Annotated in this window: 18 protein-coding genes and 1 pseudogene; 14 read left to right on the top strand and 5 right to left on the bottom strand. The window is 68.5% G+C overall.

The window, feature by feature from the left end; translation table 11 throughout:
* The first annotated feature begins 119 nt into the window (after positions 1–119).
* Positions 120–2,058, top strand: a pseudogene (locus RCF34_RS17215) (PAS domain-containing protein).
* A 379-nt stretch (positions 2,059–2,437) separates the two neighbouring features.
* A complete protein-coding gene (locus tag RCF34_RS17210) occupies positions 2,438–2,719 on the top strand; it encodes a hypothetical protein (protein WP_308709263.1) in 282 nt (93 codons plus the stop codon).
* Between the two features lie 9 nt (positions 2,720–2,728).
* On the opposite strand, the gene RCF34_RS17205 is transcribed toward RCF34_RS17210, so the two are convergent.
* Positions 2,729–3,511, bottom strand: a complete 783-nt coding sequence (locus tag RCF34_RS17205; RefSeq protein WP_308709262.1) for an aldolase — start codon at positions 3,509–3,511, stop codon at positions 2,729–2,731.
* A gap of 132 nt (positions 3,512–3,643) precedes the next feature.
* On the opposite strand from RCF34_RS17205, the gene RCF34_RS17200 reads away from it, so the two are divergent.
* A complete protein-coding gene (locus RCF34_RS17200) occupies positions 3,644–5,461 on the top strand; it encodes an alkaline phosphatase family protein (protein WP_308709261.1) in 1,818 nt (605 codons plus the stop codon).
* A 7-nt stretch (positions 5,462–5,468) separates the two neighbouring features.
* On the opposite strand, the gene RCF34_RS17195 is transcribed toward RCF34_RS17200, so the two are convergent.
* Positions 5,469–6,299 carry a PhzF family phenazine biosynthesis protein gene (locus RCF34_RS17195; protein ID WP_308709260.1) on the bottom strand — a complete coding sequence of 277 codons (831 nt, stop codon included), beginning with the start codon at positions 6,297–6,299 and terminating at the stop codon, positions 5,469–5,471.
* A gap of 176 nt (positions 6,300–6,475) precedes the next feature.
* Positions 6,476–7,240, bottom strand: coding sequence for a FadR/GntR family transcriptional regulator (locus RCF34_RS17190; RefSeq protein ID WP_308709259.1), 765 nt, complete (start codon positions 7,238–7,240; stop codon positions 6,476–6,478).
* A 151-nt stretch (positions 7,241–7,391) separates the two neighbouring features.
* On the opposite strand from RCF34_RS17190, the gene RCF34_RS17185 reads away from it, so the two are divergent.
* The 5 genes from RCF34_RS17185 (at position 7,392) to RCF34_RS17165 (ending at position 12,053) form a co-directional block, all read left to right on the top strand.
* Positions 7,392–8,132 carry an SDR family oxidoreductase gene (locus RCF34_RS17185; RefSeq protein WP_308709258.1) on the top strand — a complete coding sequence of 247 codons (741 nt, stop codon included), beginning with the start codon at positions 7,392–7,394 and terminating at the stop codon, positions 8,130–8,132.
* Between the two features lie 42 nt (positions 8,133–8,174).
* The gene (locus RCF34_RS17180) at positions 8,175–9,023 is read left to right on the top strand and encodes an ureidoglycolate lyase (protein WP_308709257.1); all 849 of its coding nucleotides are present in this window, start codon (positions 8,175–8,177) and stop codon (positions 9,021–9,023) included.
* A 107-nt stretch (positions 9,024–9,130) separates the two neighbouring features.
* On the top strand, positions 9,131–10,423 hold the full coding sequence (locus RCF34_RS17175) for an L-fuconate dehydratase (protein WP_308709256.1): 1,293 nt from the start codon (positions 9,131–9,133) through the stop codon (positions 10,421–10,423).
* Positions 10,420–11,280 (top strand): amidohydrolase family protein, encoded by an 861-nt coding sequence (locus tag RCF34_RS17170; RefSeq protein ID WP_308709255.1) that lies wholly within the window; start codon positions 10,420–10,422, stop codon positions 11,278–11,280. Before RCF34_RS17175 ends, RCF34_RS17170 begins: the two co-directional genes overlap by 4 nt.
* Complete coding sequence (locus RCF34_RS17165; RefSeq protein ID WP_308709254.1) at positions 11,277–12,053, top strand: SDR family oxidoreductase; 777 nt, start codon at positions 11,277–11,279, stop codon at positions 12,051–12,053. Before RCF34_RS17170 ends, RCF34_RS17165 begins: the two co-directional genes overlap by 4 nt.
* Before the next feature lie 269 nt (positions 12,054–12,322).
* Here the strand turns inward: RCF34_RS17165 and RCF34_RS17160 are convergent, their stop codons facing one another.
* Positions 12,323–12,460, bottom strand: coding sequence for a hypothetical protein (locus RCF34_RS17160; RefSeq protein ID WP_186375249.1), 138 nt, complete (start codon positions 12,458–12,460; stop codon positions 12,323–12,325).
* 60 nt (positions 12,461–12,520) lie between these two features.
* Positions 12,521–13,084, bottom strand: coding sequence for a TetR/AcrR family transcriptional regulator (locus RCF34_RS17155; protein WP_308709253.1), 564 nt, complete (start codon positions 13,082–13,084; stop codon positions 12,521–12,523).
* A gap of 73 nt (positions 13,085–13,157) precedes the next feature.
* On the opposite strand from RCF34_RS17155, the gene RCF34_RS17150 reads away from it, so the two are divergent.
* The 6 genes from RCF34_RS17150 (at position 13,158) to RCF34_RS17125 (ending at position 18,473) form a co-directional block, all read left to right on the top strand.
* The gene (locus RCF34_RS17150) at positions 13,158–14,030 is read left to right on the top strand and encodes an alpha/beta fold hydrolase (RefSeq protein ID WP_308709252.1); all 873 of its coding nucleotides are present in this window, start codon (positions 13,158–13,160) and stop codon (positions 14,028–14,030) included.
* Between the two features lie 124 nt (positions 14,031–14,154).
* On the top strand, positions 14,155–15,273 hold the full coding sequence (locus RCF34_RS17145) for a Re/Si-specific NAD(P)(+) transhydrogenase subunit alpha (protein WP_308709251.1): 1,119 nt from the start codon (positions 14,155–14,157) through the stop codon (positions 15,271–15,273).
* A 35-nt stretch (positions 15,274–15,308) separates the two neighbouring features.
* A complete protein-coding gene (locus tag RCF34_RS17140) occupies positions 15,309–15,623 on the top strand; it encodes an NAD(P) transhydrogenase subunit alpha (RefSeq protein WP_133861386.1) in 315 nt (104 codons plus the stop codon).
* A gap of 1 nt (position 15,624) precedes the next feature.
* On the top strand, positions 15,625–17,061 hold the full coding sequence (locus RCF34_RS17135; RefSeq protein ID WP_308709250.1) for an NAD(P)(+) transhydrogenase (Re/Si-specific) subunit beta: 1,437 nt from the start codon (positions 15,625–15,627) through the stop codon (positions 17,059–17,061).
* Between the two features lie 216 nt (positions 17,062–17,277).
* Positions 17,278–17,991, top strand: coding sequence for a hypothetical protein (locus RCF34_RS17130; protein ID WP_308709249.1), 714 nt, complete (start codon positions 17,278–17,280; stop codon positions 17,989–17,991).
* Between the two features lie 113 nt (positions 17,992–18,104).
* Positions 18,105–18,473: a hypothetical protein gene (locus tag RCF34_RS17125; RefSeq protein ID WP_308709248.1), complete on the top strand. Its 369-nt coding sequence runs from the start codon at positions 18,105–18,107 to the stop codon at positions 18,471–18,473.
* Positions 18,474–18,514 lie beyond the last annotated feature (41 nt).

The raw sequence follows: 18,514 nt of genomic DNA, 5'->3' as shown, positions 1-18,514 counted from the left end.
GCCTCGCCGAACTGGAGCAAAGCAATCGTCAACTGCGTCAGCAGCTGGAGGCACGCGCGGCGCCCCTGGAAGGCACCGAAACCCTGGCCAGCGAGCGTTACCCGTTCCTGTTCAATGCCATGGACGAGGGCTTCTGCGTCATCGAATTCCTCGACGGCCCCACGGACCGCTGAGCGACTACATCCACGTCGAGGCCAATCCGGCCAATCCGGCCTATGCCGCCCATGCCGGCATCCCCGACGTGGTCGGTCAGAAGCTGCGCGACATGGTCGGCGACGAGGCCCAGGCCTGGCTCGATCGCTACGGCCATGTGCTGGAGACCGGCGAACCCATCCGCTTCGAGCAGGAGCTGGTGGCCACCGGGCGCTACCTGAAGGTCACCGCCTTTCGCATCGAGCCCGCCAGTCGCCGCCAGGTCGCGGTGCTGTTCCAGGACATCACCCCGCGCAAGCGCGCCGAAGCGGCCCTGCGGCAACTCAACGACCCTCGAAGAGCGGGTACAGGCCGCCCTGGCGGCCAATCGCATCCTGGCCAACGTGGTGGACGGCGCCGCCGCCCTGATCCAGGTGCTGGATTTCAATTTTCGCTGGCTGGCGATCAACGGCTCCGGGGCCGAGGTCTTCGAGCAGGAGATCGGGGTCCGGCCGCGCATCGGCGATTCCTTCAGCGAAAGCCTCAGGCACCGACCCGACCTGCGCGACGGCATTCTCGCCCACTGGCGCCGTGCCTTCGCCGGCGAGACCTTCAGCGAGGTCATCTCGATCGGCGAAGGACCGGGCCGGCGCCATTACGAGCTGCAGTTCAGTCCGCTGCACGATACCGAAGGACGCGCCATCGGCGTCTACCAGTTCGCCTACGACGTGACCGAGCGCCTCAACGAGCAGGAGCGCATCCGGCTGATGGAGGAAGCCCTGCGCCAGTCGCAGAAGATGGAGGCCGTCGGCCAGCTCACCGGCGGCATCGCCCACGACTTCAACAACCTGCTGACCGGCATCCTCGGCTCGCTGGAGCTGCTCGACCTGCGCCTGCGCCAGGGCCGCCTGCGGGACCTGGCGCGCTACACCGCCACCGCCCGCAGCGCCGCCCAGCGCGCCGCCGCCCTGACCCACCGGCTGCTGGCCTTTTCCCGTCGCCAGACCCTCGATCCGCAGCCGGTGGCCCCGGAGCAACTGGTGATCGGCCTGGAAGACCTGATCCAGCGCAGCATCGGCCCGCAGATCGCCCTGGAGCGCGAAGCCGATCCCCGGCTCTGGCTGACCCACATCGACGGCCCGCAGCTGGAAAACGCCCTGCTCAACCTCTGCCTCAACGCCCGCGACGCCATGCCCGACGGCGGCCGCATCCGTATCGTCCTGAGCAACGAACGCCTCGACGAGGCCCAGGCCCAGCTCCAGGCCCTCCCCCCGGGCGACTACGTGCGCCTGAGCGTGGGCGATACCGCAGCGGCATGAGCGCCGAGGTGCTCGGCAGGGCCTTCGACCCCTTCTTCACCACCAAGCCGCTGGGTCAGGGCACGGGCCTGGGGCTGTCCATGGTGCACGGCTTCGTGCTGCAGTCGGGTGGCGAGATCCGCATCGATTCCGCGCCCGGCTCCGGTACCCGGGTACATCTCTATCTGCCGCGCCATCGTCTGGCGCCGGTGGCCAGCGCCTCGGTCTATCCCGAGCTCGAACCCAGCCGGCCCGGCCAGGGCGAGACATCCTGGTGGTGGATGACGAACCGACTATCCGCACCCTGCTGGTGGATGCCATGCTCGCCCAGGGCTACCAGGTGCTGGAGGCGGCCGATGCCGCCGCCGCCCTGGCCCTGCTCGCGCCTGAGACCCATCTGGATCTGCTGGTGACCGACGTCGGCCTGCCCGGGGCGCTCAATGGCCGCCAGCTGGCCGATGCCCTGCGCCGGCTGCGGCCGCAGTTGCCGGTGTTGCTCATCACCGGCTATGCCGAGGCCGAGGTCATCGGGGATGGCGATCTCGACGCCGGCATGCGGGCCCTGACCAGGCCCTTCACCCTGGATACGCTGGAGCGGCGTATCCCGGCGATGCTGCTGCCGTCCTGAGCCGCGGCCAGGCAACAAAAGATGGCTCTTTGCTATCATCCGTTACCTGAAGACCTCATGTGTCCCGCTGCCCGAGAGCCCATGGACAAGCTCGCTCTGCTTCATCTCCTGCTGATCTTTACCGCCATCGCCTGCATGGCCCTGCTGGCCGCGCTGATTCGCTAGCGGCGTTAAGGCAGCCATAAGCCGGGCGGTGGCAAGCTCTCCTCCATGCCGACAAGGCATCGTAGAAGCTGACATCTGCGCTTTCAGCCCGGGAGGATCCCGGGCTTTTTTTCGCGTCGACAAAATGCGCAGCAGTCCACGGGGCCGCGTTTTGCCACTCCAGCGCCCTCTGCCGGGCCTGGCATGATGGGGCTCTCGTCCAGGAGGGACAGCCATGATCACCAGGATGCCGTCAGCCCAAGCTTCATCGCTCGCCTTCGATGTCTGCCCCCTGGGCGCCGAGGCCCCGTCCCTGTCCATCGAGCTGCTCCAGCAAGGCTTCCTGGCGCTGGATCATCACGGCCAGCTGGACATGGGTCGCGCGCTCAAGCGCCAGTTGCGCGAGCGGCTGGTCGAGCAACTGGATGCCCAGTTGCCTGCGGTCGCGGCCGCCGCGCTGGCGCGCTCCACCCCGCAGCCGCGGGCCTTGCCGCAGCGTCGCAGCCGCGGCGGCTGACCACACCTTTCAGTCCCGATAGTCCGGCTCCAGCCGCAGCAGCTGGCGCTTCACGCTTTCCAGGTGCAGCCGCGCGCTGTCGGCGTTGCCCTGCAGCATCTGCTGGCAGGCGGCGTGCGCGATCGCCGGTGCCACCGGCTTCAGCGGCCGGCCGCTGGCCATGGCCTTGAGTTGCACCTCGGCGGCGCGCTCCAGGTAGTAGAGATCGTCCCAGGCCTCGGCGATGCTCGGCCCCAGCACCAGCGGTCCGTGATTCTTCAGCATGACCACCGCCGCGTCACCCGCCGCCCGGGCGATGCGTTCGCCCTCGGCCGCGTCCAGCGCCAGGCCGTTGTAGTCCTCGTCCACGCTCAGGCGGTCATAGAATTTCAGCGCGGTCTGCCCGGCCCAGACGAAGGGTTCGCCTTCCAGCAGGCAGAGCGCCGTGGCGTGGGGCATATGGGTGTGGAAGGCGGCCCGTGCCTGGGGATTGAGCCGGTGCAGCTGGGCATGGATATGGAAGGCGGTGGCCTCGGGTGCACCCTCCCCCACGACCACGCCGCCGGTGAAGTCGCAGATCAGCAGCGAGGACGCCGTGACCTCGGCGAAGGCCAGGCCATAGGGATTGACCAGGAACAGGTCATCATGGCCAGGCACCACGAAGGAAAAGTGATTGCAGATCCCCTCGCCCAGGCCCAGGCGGGCGGCCATGCGGAAACAGGCGGCGAGATCGATGCGGGCCTGGCGGATGGCCGGGGTATCCAGGTCAAGGTGACGGGCAGTGGCGACGGTACTCTCGAAGGCGTGGGCCATGGGCAGCTCCTTGGACGGGGACCAAGGCGCTGCACAAAGGATGCCGCCCCCTGTCATGAGGCTGTCATCATAAAATTGCAGCAATCTCTTGTTACATCTCTGCTGTCTTTCCACCTGCGCAGAGAATCTTCCATGGCGTTCCTCCCTACCCGTCTCGCTCGTGCCTGCAGTCTTGCCCTCCTCGCCAGTTCGGCCGTCATGGCCGCGGAGCCGGCGCGCAACGTCATCCTCTTCATCCCGGATGGCCTGCGCGCCACTATCGTCGATGCCCAGACCGCGCCGAATCTGGCCCAGTTGCGCCGCGAAGGCGTGAATTTCCAGAACAGCCACTCGCTGTTCCCGACCTTCACCACGCCCAATGCCTCGGCCATGGCCACCGGGCACTACCTGGGCGACACCGGGGATTTCGGTAACACGATCTACACCGGCTTCCCGGTCCCGGGCGCCAACAACAGCGTCACGCCCTTCCTGGAAAACGACGAGGTGCTGGGCGACGTCGACGAGCATTTCGCCGGCAACTACCTCGACGAGGAAACCCTGCTGGCCGCCGCGCGCCAGGCGGGCCTGTCCACCGCCGCCGTCGGCAAGCTCGGTCCGGTGGCCATCCAGGACGTGACCGCCCGCGACGGCGTGAAGACGGTGATCGTCGACGACTCCACCGGCCATCCCACCGGCATTCCCCTGAGCGCGGCCATGCAGGACGCCCTGAAACAGGCCGGCCTGCCGCTGGAAGCCCCGGGCCGGGGCGCCAATGGCAAGGCCGGGAACGCCACCACGCCGGGCACCTTGATCGCCAACGTCGAGCAGCAGCGCTACTTCCTCGACGTCACCAACCAGGTGCTGCTGCCGCGCTTCAAGGAGAGCGGCAAGCCCTTCGTGCTGGTGTTCTGGTCGCGCGATCCCGACGGCACCCAGCACAACCAGGGCGACAGCCTGGGCAAGGTCACCCCGGGCATCAACGGCCCCACCAGCCTGGCCGCCATCCGCAATGTCGACGCCAACCTCGGCGCCCTGCGCGCCCGGCTGAAGGAGCTGGGCCTGGACGGCAACACCGACATCTTCGTCAGCGCCGACCATGGCTTCTCCACCATCTCCAAGGAGAGCGAGACCAGTCCGGCGGCCAAGGCCAGCTACCCCGACGTGCCCAAGGGACTGCTGCCGCCCGGCTTCCTCGCCCTGGATCTCGCCGCCGCGCTGAAATTGCCGCTGCTCGATCCGGACGCCAAGGGCGCCGCGGTGGCGATGGACAAGGGCCAGCACCCGAGCAAGGCCAACGGCCTGATCGGGCCCGACCCGGCCAAGCCGGAGGTGGTGGTGGCGGCCAACGGCGGTTCGGACCTGGTCTATCTGCCCCAGGGCGATGCCAAGGCCCTGGCACCCAAGGTGGTCGCGGCGCTGCTTAAGCAGGATTACGTCAGCGGCCTGTTCGTCGACGACGACCTGGGCAAGCTCCCCGGCACCCTGCCGCTCTCGGCGATCAACCTCAAGGGTTCGGCGCTCACCCCCTACCCGGCCATCGTGGTCAACTTCCGCTCCTATGACAGCGGTTGCGGCAAACCCGACGCCTGCGCCGTCGAGGTGGCCGACACCGGGCTGCAGCAGGGCCAGGGCATGCACGGCAGCTTCAGCCGTGGCGATACCCACAACTTCATGGCGGCCATCGGTCCGGACTTTCGCAAGGGTTTCGTCGACCTGAGTCCGGTCAGCAACGCCGACGTCGGCCAGACCCTGGTGCACCTGCTGCACCTGGAGATCCCGGCCAAGGGGCAACTGGTCGGCCGGGTGATCGGCGAGAGCCTGGAGGGCGGCAAGCCGGTCAAGGCCAGCCACCAGGTGCAGCGTTCCGCACCAGCGGCGGGCGGGCGGGTCACCGAGCTCAAGACCCAGAACGTCGGCGACACCCGCTACTTCGACGCGGCCGGCTTCAAGGGACGCTCGGTCGGGCTCTGATCCGCGCCTAGAGGGCCAGGGTGCCGCGGATGCAGTCCTGCACCGCGCCGCCCACCCAGATGCGGTCGGCGATGCGGGCTACCCGCACCCGACCGCGTCGGCCCATGGCCGTGCCCTGGCTGGCCAGGTAGCGCTCCGGTGCCAGGCCCGCCGGGATCAGCCACTGTGCCAGGCTGGCGTTGAGGCTGCCGGTAACCGGGTCTTCGGCGAACTCCTCGCCCATCAGGGCGCGCACCTCGAATTGCGCCTCGGCCTCGCTACCCGTCCAGGGGGCGATCAGGCCGACGTTGAGGCCTTCCAGCGCCGCGTAATCCGGACGGATCGCCAGCAACTCTTCGCGACTCGCCAGCAGCACCGCCACCCAGCCGGGTCCGTTGTCGACCCATTGGCTGGCCTGGATGCGCGCGGGCGAAAGGCCGGTGCCCCGGGCGATGCGTGCCAGTACCTCGGGCTCCACCACGCCGCTCCGCACCAGCGGCGGCGCGGCGAAGGCCAGCTCCTCCCCGGCGGCGCGGATCGCCACCAGGCCGGCGCCGCATTCCTGGATCACTTCGCCGCCCTTGGGCCGTCCGCCTTCACGCAACCAGACATGGCAGCTGCCCAGGGTCGGATGGCCGGCGAAGGGCAGCTCGCGGACCGGGGTGAAGATGCGCACCCGGTAGTCCGCCGCCGGATCGGTCGGCTGCAGGAGAAAGGTGGTTTCCGACAGGTTGGTCCAGCGCGCCAGGGCGGCCATCTGTTCGGTGGAAAGCGCATCGGCGCCGCAGACCACTGCCAGGGCATTGCCCTCCAGGGGGCGCTGGGCGAAGACATCGACCTGATGAAAGACGAGGGACATGGCGGCGGGCTCCTTAGGCGAAGAGCCGATTGTCCACGGTCGGCAGGCAGCCGGAACAGCCACAGCCAGATGGCTAAGGGACCGTACAGACGGATACCGGACAGGGATTGGCGCCTAGGCCCGCGTGGAAAACGGCGCACGGTGTCCACCCAACGCCATCGTCGTGGGGCCTGCCCTCACTCCACCGCCGACCGCGCGAAGATCCGGGTCACCGCATCGAGGTGCGCGGCCATGGCCTGGCGGGCGGCGTCGGGGTCGTGGGCTTCCAGGGCTTCGAGGATGGCCAGGTGTTCCTGCTGGGAGCGGTCGGGCATGTCTTCCGGGGTGTAGCGGCGCTGCAGGAGCTGGAACATGCTGCCGTAGCGATGGCCGAGCAGATGGCGCAGCAGCAGCGCATAGGCCGGGTTGCCGCTGGCCTGGGCGATGCGGATATGGAACAGCCGGTCGCCGGGATGGGTGGTCGACCCCAGGCGATTGTCCTCGACGTTGCGCCCATAGGCGGCGCGAATACCGGCCAGCTCGCTGGCGCTGGCGTGCCGGGCGGCCAGGGCGGCGGCTTCCGGCTCCACCAGGCGGCGCGCCTGTAGCAGGGCGAAGGGCGGGATCTCGGCGTCCAGATCCAGCGCCAGGCTCAGCTCCGGATCCATCTCCGCCCACTGGCCACGCCCGGCCAGCTCCAGCACCGGGGTGTCCGGCGGCGGCGGGGCGCTGGGCACGCAGACCCGCACGCCGTCGCCGACGCGCACGTCCACCAGGCCGATCACCTCCAGGGCGATCAGCGCCTCGCGCACCGAGGCGCGACTCACGCCCAGTTGCTTGGCCAGTTCGCGCTCGGCGGGCAGGCAACTGCCCGGCGGGTATTCGCCGCCGTCGATGAGGGCGCGCAACTGGTCGGCGATCTGCCGATAAAGCCGTGGTTTTTCAATCATCTGAAGGGGCATGGCGGTCTCGTCTCATGCAGGTCGCGCCGTCTGCCGCGAAAAAATCCTTGCCTGAGAGCCTAGCAGGGTCTAAACAATAGGACCAATGGCCTGACCATTGACCGCTGGCGGTCAGGCGACTCACAACAATAAACAGCCAAGAGGTCTCCGCATGAGTCATGCAGGCAAACGCGTCCTGGTCACCGCCGCCGGCCAGGGGATCGGCCGGGCCACCGCCCTCGCCTTCCACCGCGCCGGTGCCGAGGTCATCGCCACCGACATCAATGCCGCCGCCCTGGACAGCCTCGAAGGGCTGCAGACCCGGGTGCTCGACGTCACCGATGCCGCGGCGGTAACCGCCCTGGTCGCCGAATTGGGTAGCCTGGACGTGCTGTTCAACTGCGCCGGCTATGTCCACGCCGGCAGCATCCTCGACTGCGACGAAGACGCCTGGCGCTTCTCCTTCGAACTCAATGCCACCGCCATGTACCGGATGATCCGCGCCGTGCTGCCCGGCATGCTGGCCCAGGGTGGCGGCTGCATCATCAACATGGCCTCGATCGCCTCCAGCCTCAAGGGCGTGGCCAATCGCTGCGCCTATGGCGCCAGCAAGGCGGCGGTGATCGGCCTGACCAAGTCGGTGGCCGCCGACTATGTCGGCCAGGGCATCCGCTGCAACGCCATCTGCCCCGGCACCGTGGATTCCCCCTCGCTGCACCAGCGCATCGCCGACCAGGCCGCCCGCGAAGGCCGCAGCGAAGCCGAGGTGCAGGCCGCCTTCGCCGCCCGCCAGCCGATGGGTCGGGTGGGCCGACCGGAGGAGATCGCCGCCCTCGCCCTGTATCTTGCGTCCGACGCCGCCGCCTTCGTTACCGGGACCGCCCAGGTGATCGATGGTGGCTGGAGCGTCTGACGCCGCTTTCGTCCGCACCCCTTCCGCCTCATAGGAGCTCCGATGAAACTCTTGCGCTACGGCCCCCAGGGCCAGGAAAAACCCGGTCTGCTGGATGCCCAGGGCCGGCTTCGCGATCTTTCCGGCCAGGTGGCCGATCTCGCCGGCGAGGCGCTCGGTGCCGAGTCCCTGGCTCGCCTGCGCCAGCTCGACCCGGACAGCCTGCCGCTGGTGGACGGCACGCCGCGCCTGGGCCCCTGCGTGGGCCGGGTCGGCAAGTTCATCTGCATCGGCCTCAACTACGCCGACCACGCCGCCGAATCCGGCCTGGACGTGCCCAAGGAGCCGGTGGTGTTCAACAAGTGGACCAGCGCCATCTGCGGCCCCAACGACGCCGTGCAGATCCCCCGCGACTCGACCAAGACCGACTGGGAGGTGGAGCTGGGCGTGGTGATCGGCAAGGCCGGGCGCTACATCGACGAGGCCAATGCCCTGGACCATGTGGCCGGCTATTGCGTGGTCAACGACGTCTCCGAGCGCGAATGGCAGATCGAACGCGGCGGCACCTGGGACAAGGGCAAGGGCTTCGACACCTTCGGCCCGCTCGGCCCCTGGCTGGTGACCGCCGACGAGGTGGCCGACCCGCAGAATCTCGACCTCTGGCTGGAGGTGGACGGCCACCGCTACCAGAACGGCAACACCCGCACCATGATCTTCAGCGTGGCGCAGATCATCGCCTACCTCAGCCGCTGCATGAGCCTGCAGCCGGGTGACGTCATCTCCACCGGCACCCCGCCGGGCGTGGGCATGGGCGTCAAGCCGCAATCGGTATACCTCAAGCCCGGCCAGGAAATGCGCCTGGGCATCCAGGGCCTGGGCGAGCAGCACCAGCGCACCGTCGCCGCCGACTGAGGCCAGCCACCTCCGCCCACAGCTAGCAAACCCCCGTACCCGCTTTTTACCGAGCGGGCGCGGGGCCGGGTTCGCTCAACCCGCGAAAACCCCTCGAGGACAGCGCCATGCCAACAACAATTACCGGCCTGCAGATCGAAGACATCCGCTTCCCCACCAGCCAGGCGCTGGATGGCTCCGATGCCATGAATCCGGATCCGGACTACTCCGCCGCCTACGTCATCCTGCAGACCGACCAGCCGGGCCTGGAGGGTCACGGCCTCACCTTCACCATCGGCCGCGGCAACGAGATCTGCTGCGCCGCCCTGCGCGCCCTGGAGCCACGGGTGCGCGGCCTGACCCTGGAATGGATCCAGGAAGACCCGGGGCGTTTCTGGCGGCACATCACGGGTGATAGCCAGCTGCGCTGGATAGGCCCGGACAAGGGCGCCATCCACCTGGCCACCGGCGCGGTGGTCAACGCCGCCTGGGACCTCTGGGCGCGCGCCGTGGGCAAGCCGGTGTGGCGCCTGGTGGCGGACATGAGTCCCGAGGAGCTGGTGCGCTGCATCGACTTCCGCTATCTCACCGACTGCATCACCCCCGAGGAGGCCCTGGCCCTGCTGCGCCAGCGCGCCGAGGGCAAGGCCGAGCGCCTACAGCGCCTCGAAGCCGAGGGCTATCCCTGCTACACCACCTCGGCCGGCTGGCTCGGCTATCCCGACGACAAGCTGCGCCGCCTCTGCCAGGAGGCCATCGACGCCGGCTTCTCCCATATCAAGCTCAAGGTCGGCCGCGACCTCGCCGACGACATCCGCCGGGTGCGCATCGCCCGCGAGGTGATCGGTCCCGAGCGCCAGCTGATGATCGACGCCAACCAGGTGTGGGAAGTCGGCGAAGCCATCGACTGGGTACGGGAACTGGCCTTCGCCAGGCCCTGGTTCATCGAGGAACCCACCAGCCCCGACGACGTGGAGGGGCATCGCGCCATCCGCGCGGCGGTGGCGCCGGTCAAGGTGGCCACCGGCGAGATGTGCCAGAACCGCATCCTCTTCAAGCAGTTCATCATGCGCGGCGGCCTGGACGTGGTGCAGCTCGACGCCTGCCGCCTGGGCGGCCTCAACGAGGTGCTGGCGGTGCAGCTGATGGCCGCCAAGTACGACCTGCCGGTCTGTCCCCATGCCGGCGGCGTGGGCCTCTGCGAATACGTGCAGCACCTGGCGATGATCGACTACCTCTGCGTCGCCGGCACCCACGAGGGCCGGGTGGTGGAATACGTCGACCACCTCCACGAACACTTCGAGGACCCCTGCCGGGTCCGCGGCGCCGCCTACCTGGCACCCCAGGCGCCGGGTTTCTCCATCGCCATCAAGGCCGCCTCCCGGGCGCGGTATCGCCATGCCGGAGGGCAGCCGTCATGAGCCTGCGCCTGGATGCCCACCAGCACTTCTGGCGCTACCGGCCGGCCGAATTCGCCTGGATCGACGGGCGCATGGCCGGGCTGCAGCGGGACCACCTGCCCGCCGATCTGCAACCGCACCTGCAGCGGGCCGGTTTCGACGGCTGCATCGCCGTCCAGGCGCGCACCCTGGAAGAGGAGACGGACTTTCTGCTCGACCTCGCCGCCCGGACGCCCTGGGTGCAGGCGGTGGTCGGCTGGACCGACCTGCGCGCCGCCGACCTGGTGGCGCGCCTGGAGCGTCGCCAGGGCAGTCGCCACCTGCGCGGCTTTCGCCATCCGGTGCAGGACGAGGCCGATCCCGGCGGCTGGCTGGCCGATGCCGCCGCCAACCAGGGCGTCGCCACCCTGCAGCGGCATGGCTATCTCTATGAACTGCTGATCCACGCCGAGACCCTGCCCGCCGCCACCGCCTTCGCCGCCCGCCATGACCATGGCGTGCTGGTGCTGGACCACCTGGGCAAGCCGCCGGGCCGGGTCGCGCCGGCCGACTACGCCCGGCTGCTGGCGCCCCTGGCCCGGCTGCCCCATGTGCATTGCAAGCTGTCCGGACTGGTCACCGAGGCCGACTGGCAGGGTTGGCAGGCGGAGCGGTTGCTGCCCTATGCGCGCATCGCCCTGGAAGCCTTCGGGCCGGAGCGCCTGCTGTTCGGCTCGGACTGGCCGGTCTGCACCCTGGCCGCCAGCTACGCCGAGGTGGTCGACCTGGCCGAGCAGGCGCTGCTGGATCTCACGACCAGGGAGCGCGAGGCAGTCTTTGGCGGCAACGCGGCCCGGCTCTACGGCCTGGGCACCCAGCCGCGCGAGGCCGTGGCATGAACCTGCAGCTGAGCGACAAGGTGGTCCTGGTCAGCGGCGGCGGCTCCGGCATCGGCGCCGCCATCTCCCTGGCCCTGGCGGCCGAGGGCGCCCTCCCGGTGATCCTCGCCCGCGAGCCGCTGGAAGCCGACTTCGCCGCGCAGCTGGCCGAACGGCAACCTAGAGCGCGGGCCTTCACCGTGGAGCTGTGCGACGAAGCCGCCTGCGAACGGACCGTGGCCGCCGTGCAGGACGCCTACGGCCGCATCGATGGGCTGGTCAACAACGCCGGGGTCAACGATGGCGTCAGTCTCAGCGCGGGTCGCGCCGCCTTCGTCGCCTCCCTGGAACGCAACCTGGTGCACTACTACCACCTGGCGCACCTCTGCCTGCCGGCGCTGCGCGCCAGCACCGGCGCCATCGTCAACATCGCCTCCAAGACCGCCCTCTCCGGCCAGGGCGACACCAGTGGCTATACCGCGGCCAAGGGCGGCGTGCTGGCCCTGACCCGTGAATGGGCCGCCTCGCTGCTGGACGACGGCATCCGCGTCAATGCGGTGATCCCGGCCGAGGTGATGACGCCGCTCTACGAACGCTGGCTGCAGGGCTTCCCCGACCCCGCCGCCACGCTCGCCGCCATCACTGCGCGCATCCCCCTCGGCCGGCGCATGACCACCCCCGAGGAGATCGCCGATACCGTGGCCTTCCTGCTCTCGTCACGCTCCAGCCACACCACCGGCCAGTGGCTGAGCGTCGACGGCGGCTACCTGCATCTGGATCGGGCGCTGACGTGAAGACATGGAGGTAGGTCGGCGCTGAGCACAGCGAAGCCCAACAAAAAGCGGGCGCCCCCACTCCAGCCTCTCCCAAGGGAGAAGGAGGGGTTCGGCGGATTGCATCAGGCTTGGCGCTAACCGAGATCATCGACGCGTGGAAAACGCCCCGCACGACTCGACGTAGGGTGGCGCTGAGCGCAGCGAAGCCCAACGAAGCCCTGGCATCGTGGCGAGGAGCCCTGGGTGGACAACGGCGCAGCCTTGTCCACGCACCAAACACCGATCCGTTACCGCTTGGGACTCAAGGGACTGTCGTCCAGGTCCTCGCGCTCTTCGGTGGTGGTGGTGTTCGCCGAATCCGGCACGTCGCCGTATTCGTCGTAGTCGTGGGGGGTCTGCTGGTCGTCCGCGGGTTCGGGATTCATGAGGTACTCCAATGAAAGAAGTGCCCTCGGTGGAGTCCGCCGACCCCGGTGGCGTTCCCGCTAGACCAGCGCCACCAGACGCTCGGCCACCCGGTCGAAGGGGTCGATGCTGCGCTGGGCGCGGCACAGCGGGATCACCCCCTGCACCGCCGCCACCAGCAGCGTGGCCAGCCCCGTGGCCGCTTGCTCTGTATGGCCATGCTCGACCAGCGCCTCCTGCAAACGCGCCTCCCAACGGCGATAGATGCCCGCCGCCGCGTCCAGCTCGCGCCGGGCGATCTCGTCCACCGGCTCTTCCACCGCCACCGCCATCACCGGGCAGCCGACGCGAAAGTCCGAGTCCAGCAGGATGTCGCGCCACAGGTGCAGGAAGCCCTGGATCCCCGCCAGCGCCCCGGCCTGCAGCTGCCGCTCCAGATCGCGACTGACCTGGGCGCCCGCCAGCTCCACCGCCTCCACCACCAGTTGGTGCTTGCCGCCGGGAAAGTGATGATAGGTGGACCCCAGGGGCGCCTCGGCGCGCTTGATGGTCTCGCGGATACTGGTGGCATTGAGGCCGTGCTGCGCCAGCATGGCCGACGCGGCTACCACCACCCGTTCCCGCACCGTCGACTGCTCGGTCATCCATTCTCCTTGCTATGACAGTCGTCATAATCTACCGTCCAGCCATTATAACAACTGTCATAGGGACCACCCCATGCCCAGCGACGCCTTCGTCGAGGACTTGATCACCGCGGACGGTTATCGCCTCAGCACCAGTCGCTTTCCCGCCGAGGGCACGTTGCAAGGACGGCTGATCGTCGCCGGTGCCACCGCCGTGCCCCAGGGCTTCTACCGGCGCTTCGCCCAGCACGCTGCGGCCCGCGGTTTCGAGACCCTGACCTTGGACTATCGTGGCGTCGGTCGCTCGGCACCGGCCTCGCTCAAGGGCTTTCGCATGGATCTGCTGGACTGGGCGCGCCAGGACCTCGCCGCCGCCGTGGACACCATGGCCCAAGGCGACGTCCCGCTCTACCTGGTCGGCCACTCCTATGGTGGCCACGCCTTCGGCCTCCTGCCCAATCACGCCAAGGTCGCCGGCTTCTATGTCTTCGGCACCAGCGCCGGCTGGCACGGCTACATGCCGCCGCTCGAACGCCTCAAGGTGTTGGCCATGTGGAAGCTAGTGCTGCCGGTGCTGACCTGGTGGAAAGGCTACTGCCCCTGGAGCGCCCTGGGCCTGGGTGAAGACCTGCCGCGCGACGTCTATCGCCAGTGGCGGCACTGGTGCAGCTATCCCCACTATTTCTTCGACGACCCCGCCATGCGGGGCATCGAAGCCGGCTATGCCGAGGTGCGCACCCCCATCGTCGCGGCCAATGCCCTGGACGACCTCTGGGCCACGCCGCGCTCGCGCGATGCCTTCATGCAGGCCTATCGCAACGTCGACCTCAAGCGCGAAGACCTCGACCCGCGCCAGCACGGCGGCGCCATCGGCCACATGGGTTATTTCCGCGCCAGCGCCGAGCCACTCTGGGACCGCGCCCTGGACTGGTTCGCCGCCCTGCCCCGGGCACCCGCGCTGAACTAGGTTCCAAACAGGCCACCTGCGCGGCGTGCCTGTCGCTTTTCCAAAAGCTCCCCGTCGTTTCCGGACAGTCATCCCGCTGCCCCAGGTCCCATTGTGGCGGCACGAACAACAAGGAGAAACACCCGTGCTGATCGGCGTCCCGCTGGAAACCGGTGCGGGGGAAACGCGCGTGGCCGCGACCCCCGAGACCCTCAAGAAACTGATCGGCCAGGGCCACCAGGTGGTGGTGCAACGGGGCGCCGGCGAGCGTGCCAGCGTGCCTGATACGGCCTATGCCGCTAGCGGTGCCCAGCTCGGCGATGCCGCCGCGGCGCTGGGCGCCGACCTGGTGCTCAAGGTGGCGGCGCCCGATGCCGCCGAGCTGGCACTGATGAAGCCTGGCGCCGTGCTGATCGGCATGCTCAATCCCTTCGCCCAGGAGACCCTGGACCAGCTCAACGCCCGCGGCCTCACCGCCTTCGCCCTGGAAGCGGCGCCGCGCACCTCCCGCGCCCAGAGCCTGGACGTGCTCTCCTCCCAGGCCAACATCGCCGGCTACAAGGCGGTGATGCTGGCGGCCGACCACTATCCGCGCTTCATGCCCATGCTGATGACCGCCGCCGGTACGGTGAAAGCCGCGCGGGTGCTGATCCTCGGCGCCGGGGTAGCCGGGCTGCAGGCCATCGCCACCGCCAAGCGCCTCGGCGCGGTGATCGAGGCCTCGGACGTGCGCCCGGCGGTCAAGGAGCAGATCGAATCCCTCGGCGCCAAGTTCGTCGACGTGCCCTTCGAGACCGACGAGGAGCGCCAGTGCGCCGAAGGCGTTGGCGGCTATGCGCGGCCCATGCCGGCCACCTGGATGGAGCGCCAGGCCAAGGCCGTGCACGAGCGCGCCAGGCAGGCCGACATCGTCATCACCACCGCGCTGATCCCCGGTCGCCGCGCCCCCACCCTGCTGCACGAAGCCACCGTGGCCGAGATGAAGCCCGGCTCGGTGGTCATCGACCTCGCCGCCAGCCAGGGCGGCAACTGCCCGCTCACCGAGCTGGACCGGGTGGTGGTCAAGCACGGCGTCACCCTGGTCGGCTACGGCAACCTGGCCGCGCGCGTCCCGGCGGACGCCTCGGCGCTCTATGCCCGCAACCTGCTGGACTTTCTCAAGCTGGTGCTCAAGGACGGGGCCTTCCACCTCGACCTGGCCGACGACATCGTCGCTGCCTGCCTGATGTGCCACGGCGGCGAATTGCGCCGCAAGAACGCCTGAGCGCCCGCCCTCCGCCCCTCACAAGGACTGCCCCCATGGACCTGATTTCCGACGGCCTCTACAACCTGATCATCTTCGTGCTGGCCATCTATGTCGGCTACCACGTGGTCTGGAACGTCACCCCCGCGCTGCACACCCCGCTGATGGCGGTGACCAACGCCATCTCCGCCATCGTCATCGTCGGCGCCATGCTCGCCGCCGCCCTCACCGTCACCCCGCTGGGCAAGACCATGGGCACCCTGGCCGTGGCCCTGGCGGCGGTCAACGTCTTCGGCGGCTTCCTGGTCACCCGCCGCATGCTGGAAATGTTCAAGAAGAAGGCCCCCAAGGCCCCGGCGGAGCAGCGCTGACATGAGCATGAACCTCATCACCCTGCTCTACCTGATCGCCTCGGTGTGCTTCATCCAGGCGCTCAAGGGCCTCTCCCACCCCACCACCTCGCGCCGCGGCAACGCCTTCGGCATGGCCGGCATGACCCTCGCCGTGCTCACCACCCTGGCGCTGATCCACAAGCTCGGCAGCGAACTGGCGGTGCAGGGCATCGGCTACGTCATCGTCGGCCTGCTGGTGGGCGGCAGCGCCGGCGCCTACATGGCCAAGCGCGTGGAAATGACCAAGATGCCCGAGCTGGTCGCCTTCATGCACAGCATGATCGGCCTGGCCGCGGTGTTCATCGCCATCGCCGCGGTGGTCGAGCCGCAGTCGCTGGGCATCGTCGCCAGCTTTGGCCAGCCGATCCCCAGCGGCAACCGCCTGGAGCTGTTCCTCGGCGCGGCCATCGGCGCCATCACCTTCTCCGGTTCGGTGATCGCCTTCGGCAAGCTCTCCGGCAAATACAAATTCCGCCTGTTCCAGGGCGCCCCGGTGCGCTTCGCCGGCCAGCACCCGCTCAACCTGGCCATTGGTCTCGCCATCCTCGCCCTGGGCCTGATGTTCACCTTCACCGGCAACCTCGGCGCCTTCGCCGTGCTGGTGGCCCTGGCCTTCGTCATCGGCGTGCTGATCATCATCCCCATCGGTGGCGCCGACATGCCGGTGGTGGTCTCCATGCTCAACAGCTACTCCGGCTGGGCCGCCGCCGGCATCGGCTTCTCGCTCAACAACTCCATGCTGATCATCGCCGGCTCGCTGGTGGGATCGAGCGGCGCCATCCTCTCCTACATCATGTGCAAGGCGATGAACCGCTCCTTCTTCAACGTCATCCTCGGCGGCTTCGGCGGGGCGACGGAAGGCGCGGCCAGCAACGGCAGCGGCGAGCAGCGCCCGGTCAAATCCGGCTCGGCGGACGACGCCGCCTTCCTGCTGGGCAACGCCGACAGCGTCATCATCGTCCCCGGCTATGGCCTGGCCGTGGCCCGCGCCCAGCACGCGCTCAAGGAGCTGACCGAGAAGCTGGTGCACAACGGCGTGACGGTGAAGTACGCCATCCACCCGGTGGCCGGCCGCATGCCCGGCCATATGAACGTGCTCCTGGCCGAGGCCGAGGTGCCCTACGACCAGGTGTTCGAGATGGACGACATCAACTCCGAATTCGGCCAGGCCGACGTGGTGCTGGTGCTTGGCGCCAACGACGTGGTCAACCCGGCGGCCAAGAACGACCCCACCTCGCCCATCGCCGGCATGCCCATCCTCGAAGCCTTCAAGGCCAAGACGATCATCGTCAACAAGAGATCCATGGCCAGCGGCTACGCGGGGCTGGATAACGAACTCTTCTACCTGGACAAGACCCTGATGGTCTTTGGCGATGCCAAGAAGGTCATCGAGGAGATGGTCAAGGCGGTGGATTAGGCCCTGGCTGCCGCGACCGCTTGGGTGGTCGTGGGGGCAGTTCGTCGGCGCTGACAGGTGTGGCGCCGACGCCTCCTCACCACCTCCCCCTATCCCGCACCCGCTTCAGCTCGCCGTTTCGCCTACCTCGCTCGCTACATCGTCGGACTTCTGCGTGGCACGACGTCTTATCACGGCCCTTTGCCAGTCTTGAAGCCCTAAGGCCCGCCGCCTAACGTGAAATCCATCACAAGGAAGCAGCCGACACGACCCCTCGTCTCGGCCCCGGCCAGTACCCTGACGGCGCGGCAGGACGGCCTCAACGGCACCCTGGAGCTTGGGCAACATGGTGATGCGCTTGACCTGCAGGTGGTCAGCTTCGGGCTGCGCAATGGCGCCTGGGTAAGCCAGAACGGCAACGACTCGACCACCCTCATCGAACAGCGCGGCAACGACAACTACATCGGCCTCAAGCAGGCCGGCGAGCGGGTGGATTCCAAGGTGGTACAAGAGGGTAACGGCAACGACGCCCGGGTGCGGCAGTCCAGCGCCTATTCGCGGCCCAGCAACGTCGATATCGCACGGCGCGGCGATCTCAACCGCGCCGACGTCAATGTCTATGGCGCCGGTAACCAGCTGACCCTGGCACAGACCGGTGACGGCAATGGCGGCTCCGCCATCGTCTCGGGCGAGGGTAATCAGCTGGACCTGGCGTCCACTGCCGGCGCCAACGGCATCACCGCTTATTACCTGGGCAACGACGGCAAGTTGAAGGTGGATCAGCAGGGCGACTACCTTGGGGTGACGGCCTACGTGGCCGGCGACGCCTCTCGCATCACCGTCGCCCAGACCGGTGGCCAGCACACCGCCGACCTCACCCAGAACACCGCGGGCAATGCCATCAACATCACCCAGAGCGGCTTTTCCAACCACGCCGTCATCACCCAGTAGCCAGGCATCAGCGAGGCCCCTCCGGCATCGGCTGAGGGCCCCGCTGCCCCGCTCGCTCAATCTTTGCCCCACCCGGCCGCTACCCTTGGGATGTACCTTTCAAGGAGTCCGCGATGTCCAGCACGCTGTCGGTGAATGGCATTGGCCACGGCATCTTCCGCGCGCCCACCCTTAAGCTAAGTGGCGCATCCGCCAAGCCCACCGCCGAAGACCAGGCGGCCACCCAGGTCGCGCAAGCCAACAAGCCCAAGGGCATCGGCAAGCCCAATCCGCTGAACCAGATCAAGGACCAGGCCGAAGCCGACGCCACCCCTGCCAGCGAGAAGGGCAGCACCGGCAACAAGACCCTGATACCCTGCAGAAGGCCATCGACATGGCCAAGCGGCAACTGGAGCTGGCGCAGAAGCAGTTGCACGCGGTGGAAGCCCGGAGCAAGGGCGAAAGCACCGGTGGGGTCACTGCCCGGGCGTGATGTCGGTTAAGCGCATATGTCCGCACCACGGCAGCAAAGACAGCAGTAGCT

This window comes from Pseudomonas sp. 102515 (assembly GCF_031085165.1).
Classification (GTDB): Bacteria; Pseudomonadota; Gammaproteobacteria; order Pseudomonadales; family Pseudomonadaceae; genus Chryseomonas.
This window is presented reverse-complemented; position numbering and strand designations above follow the sequence as displayed.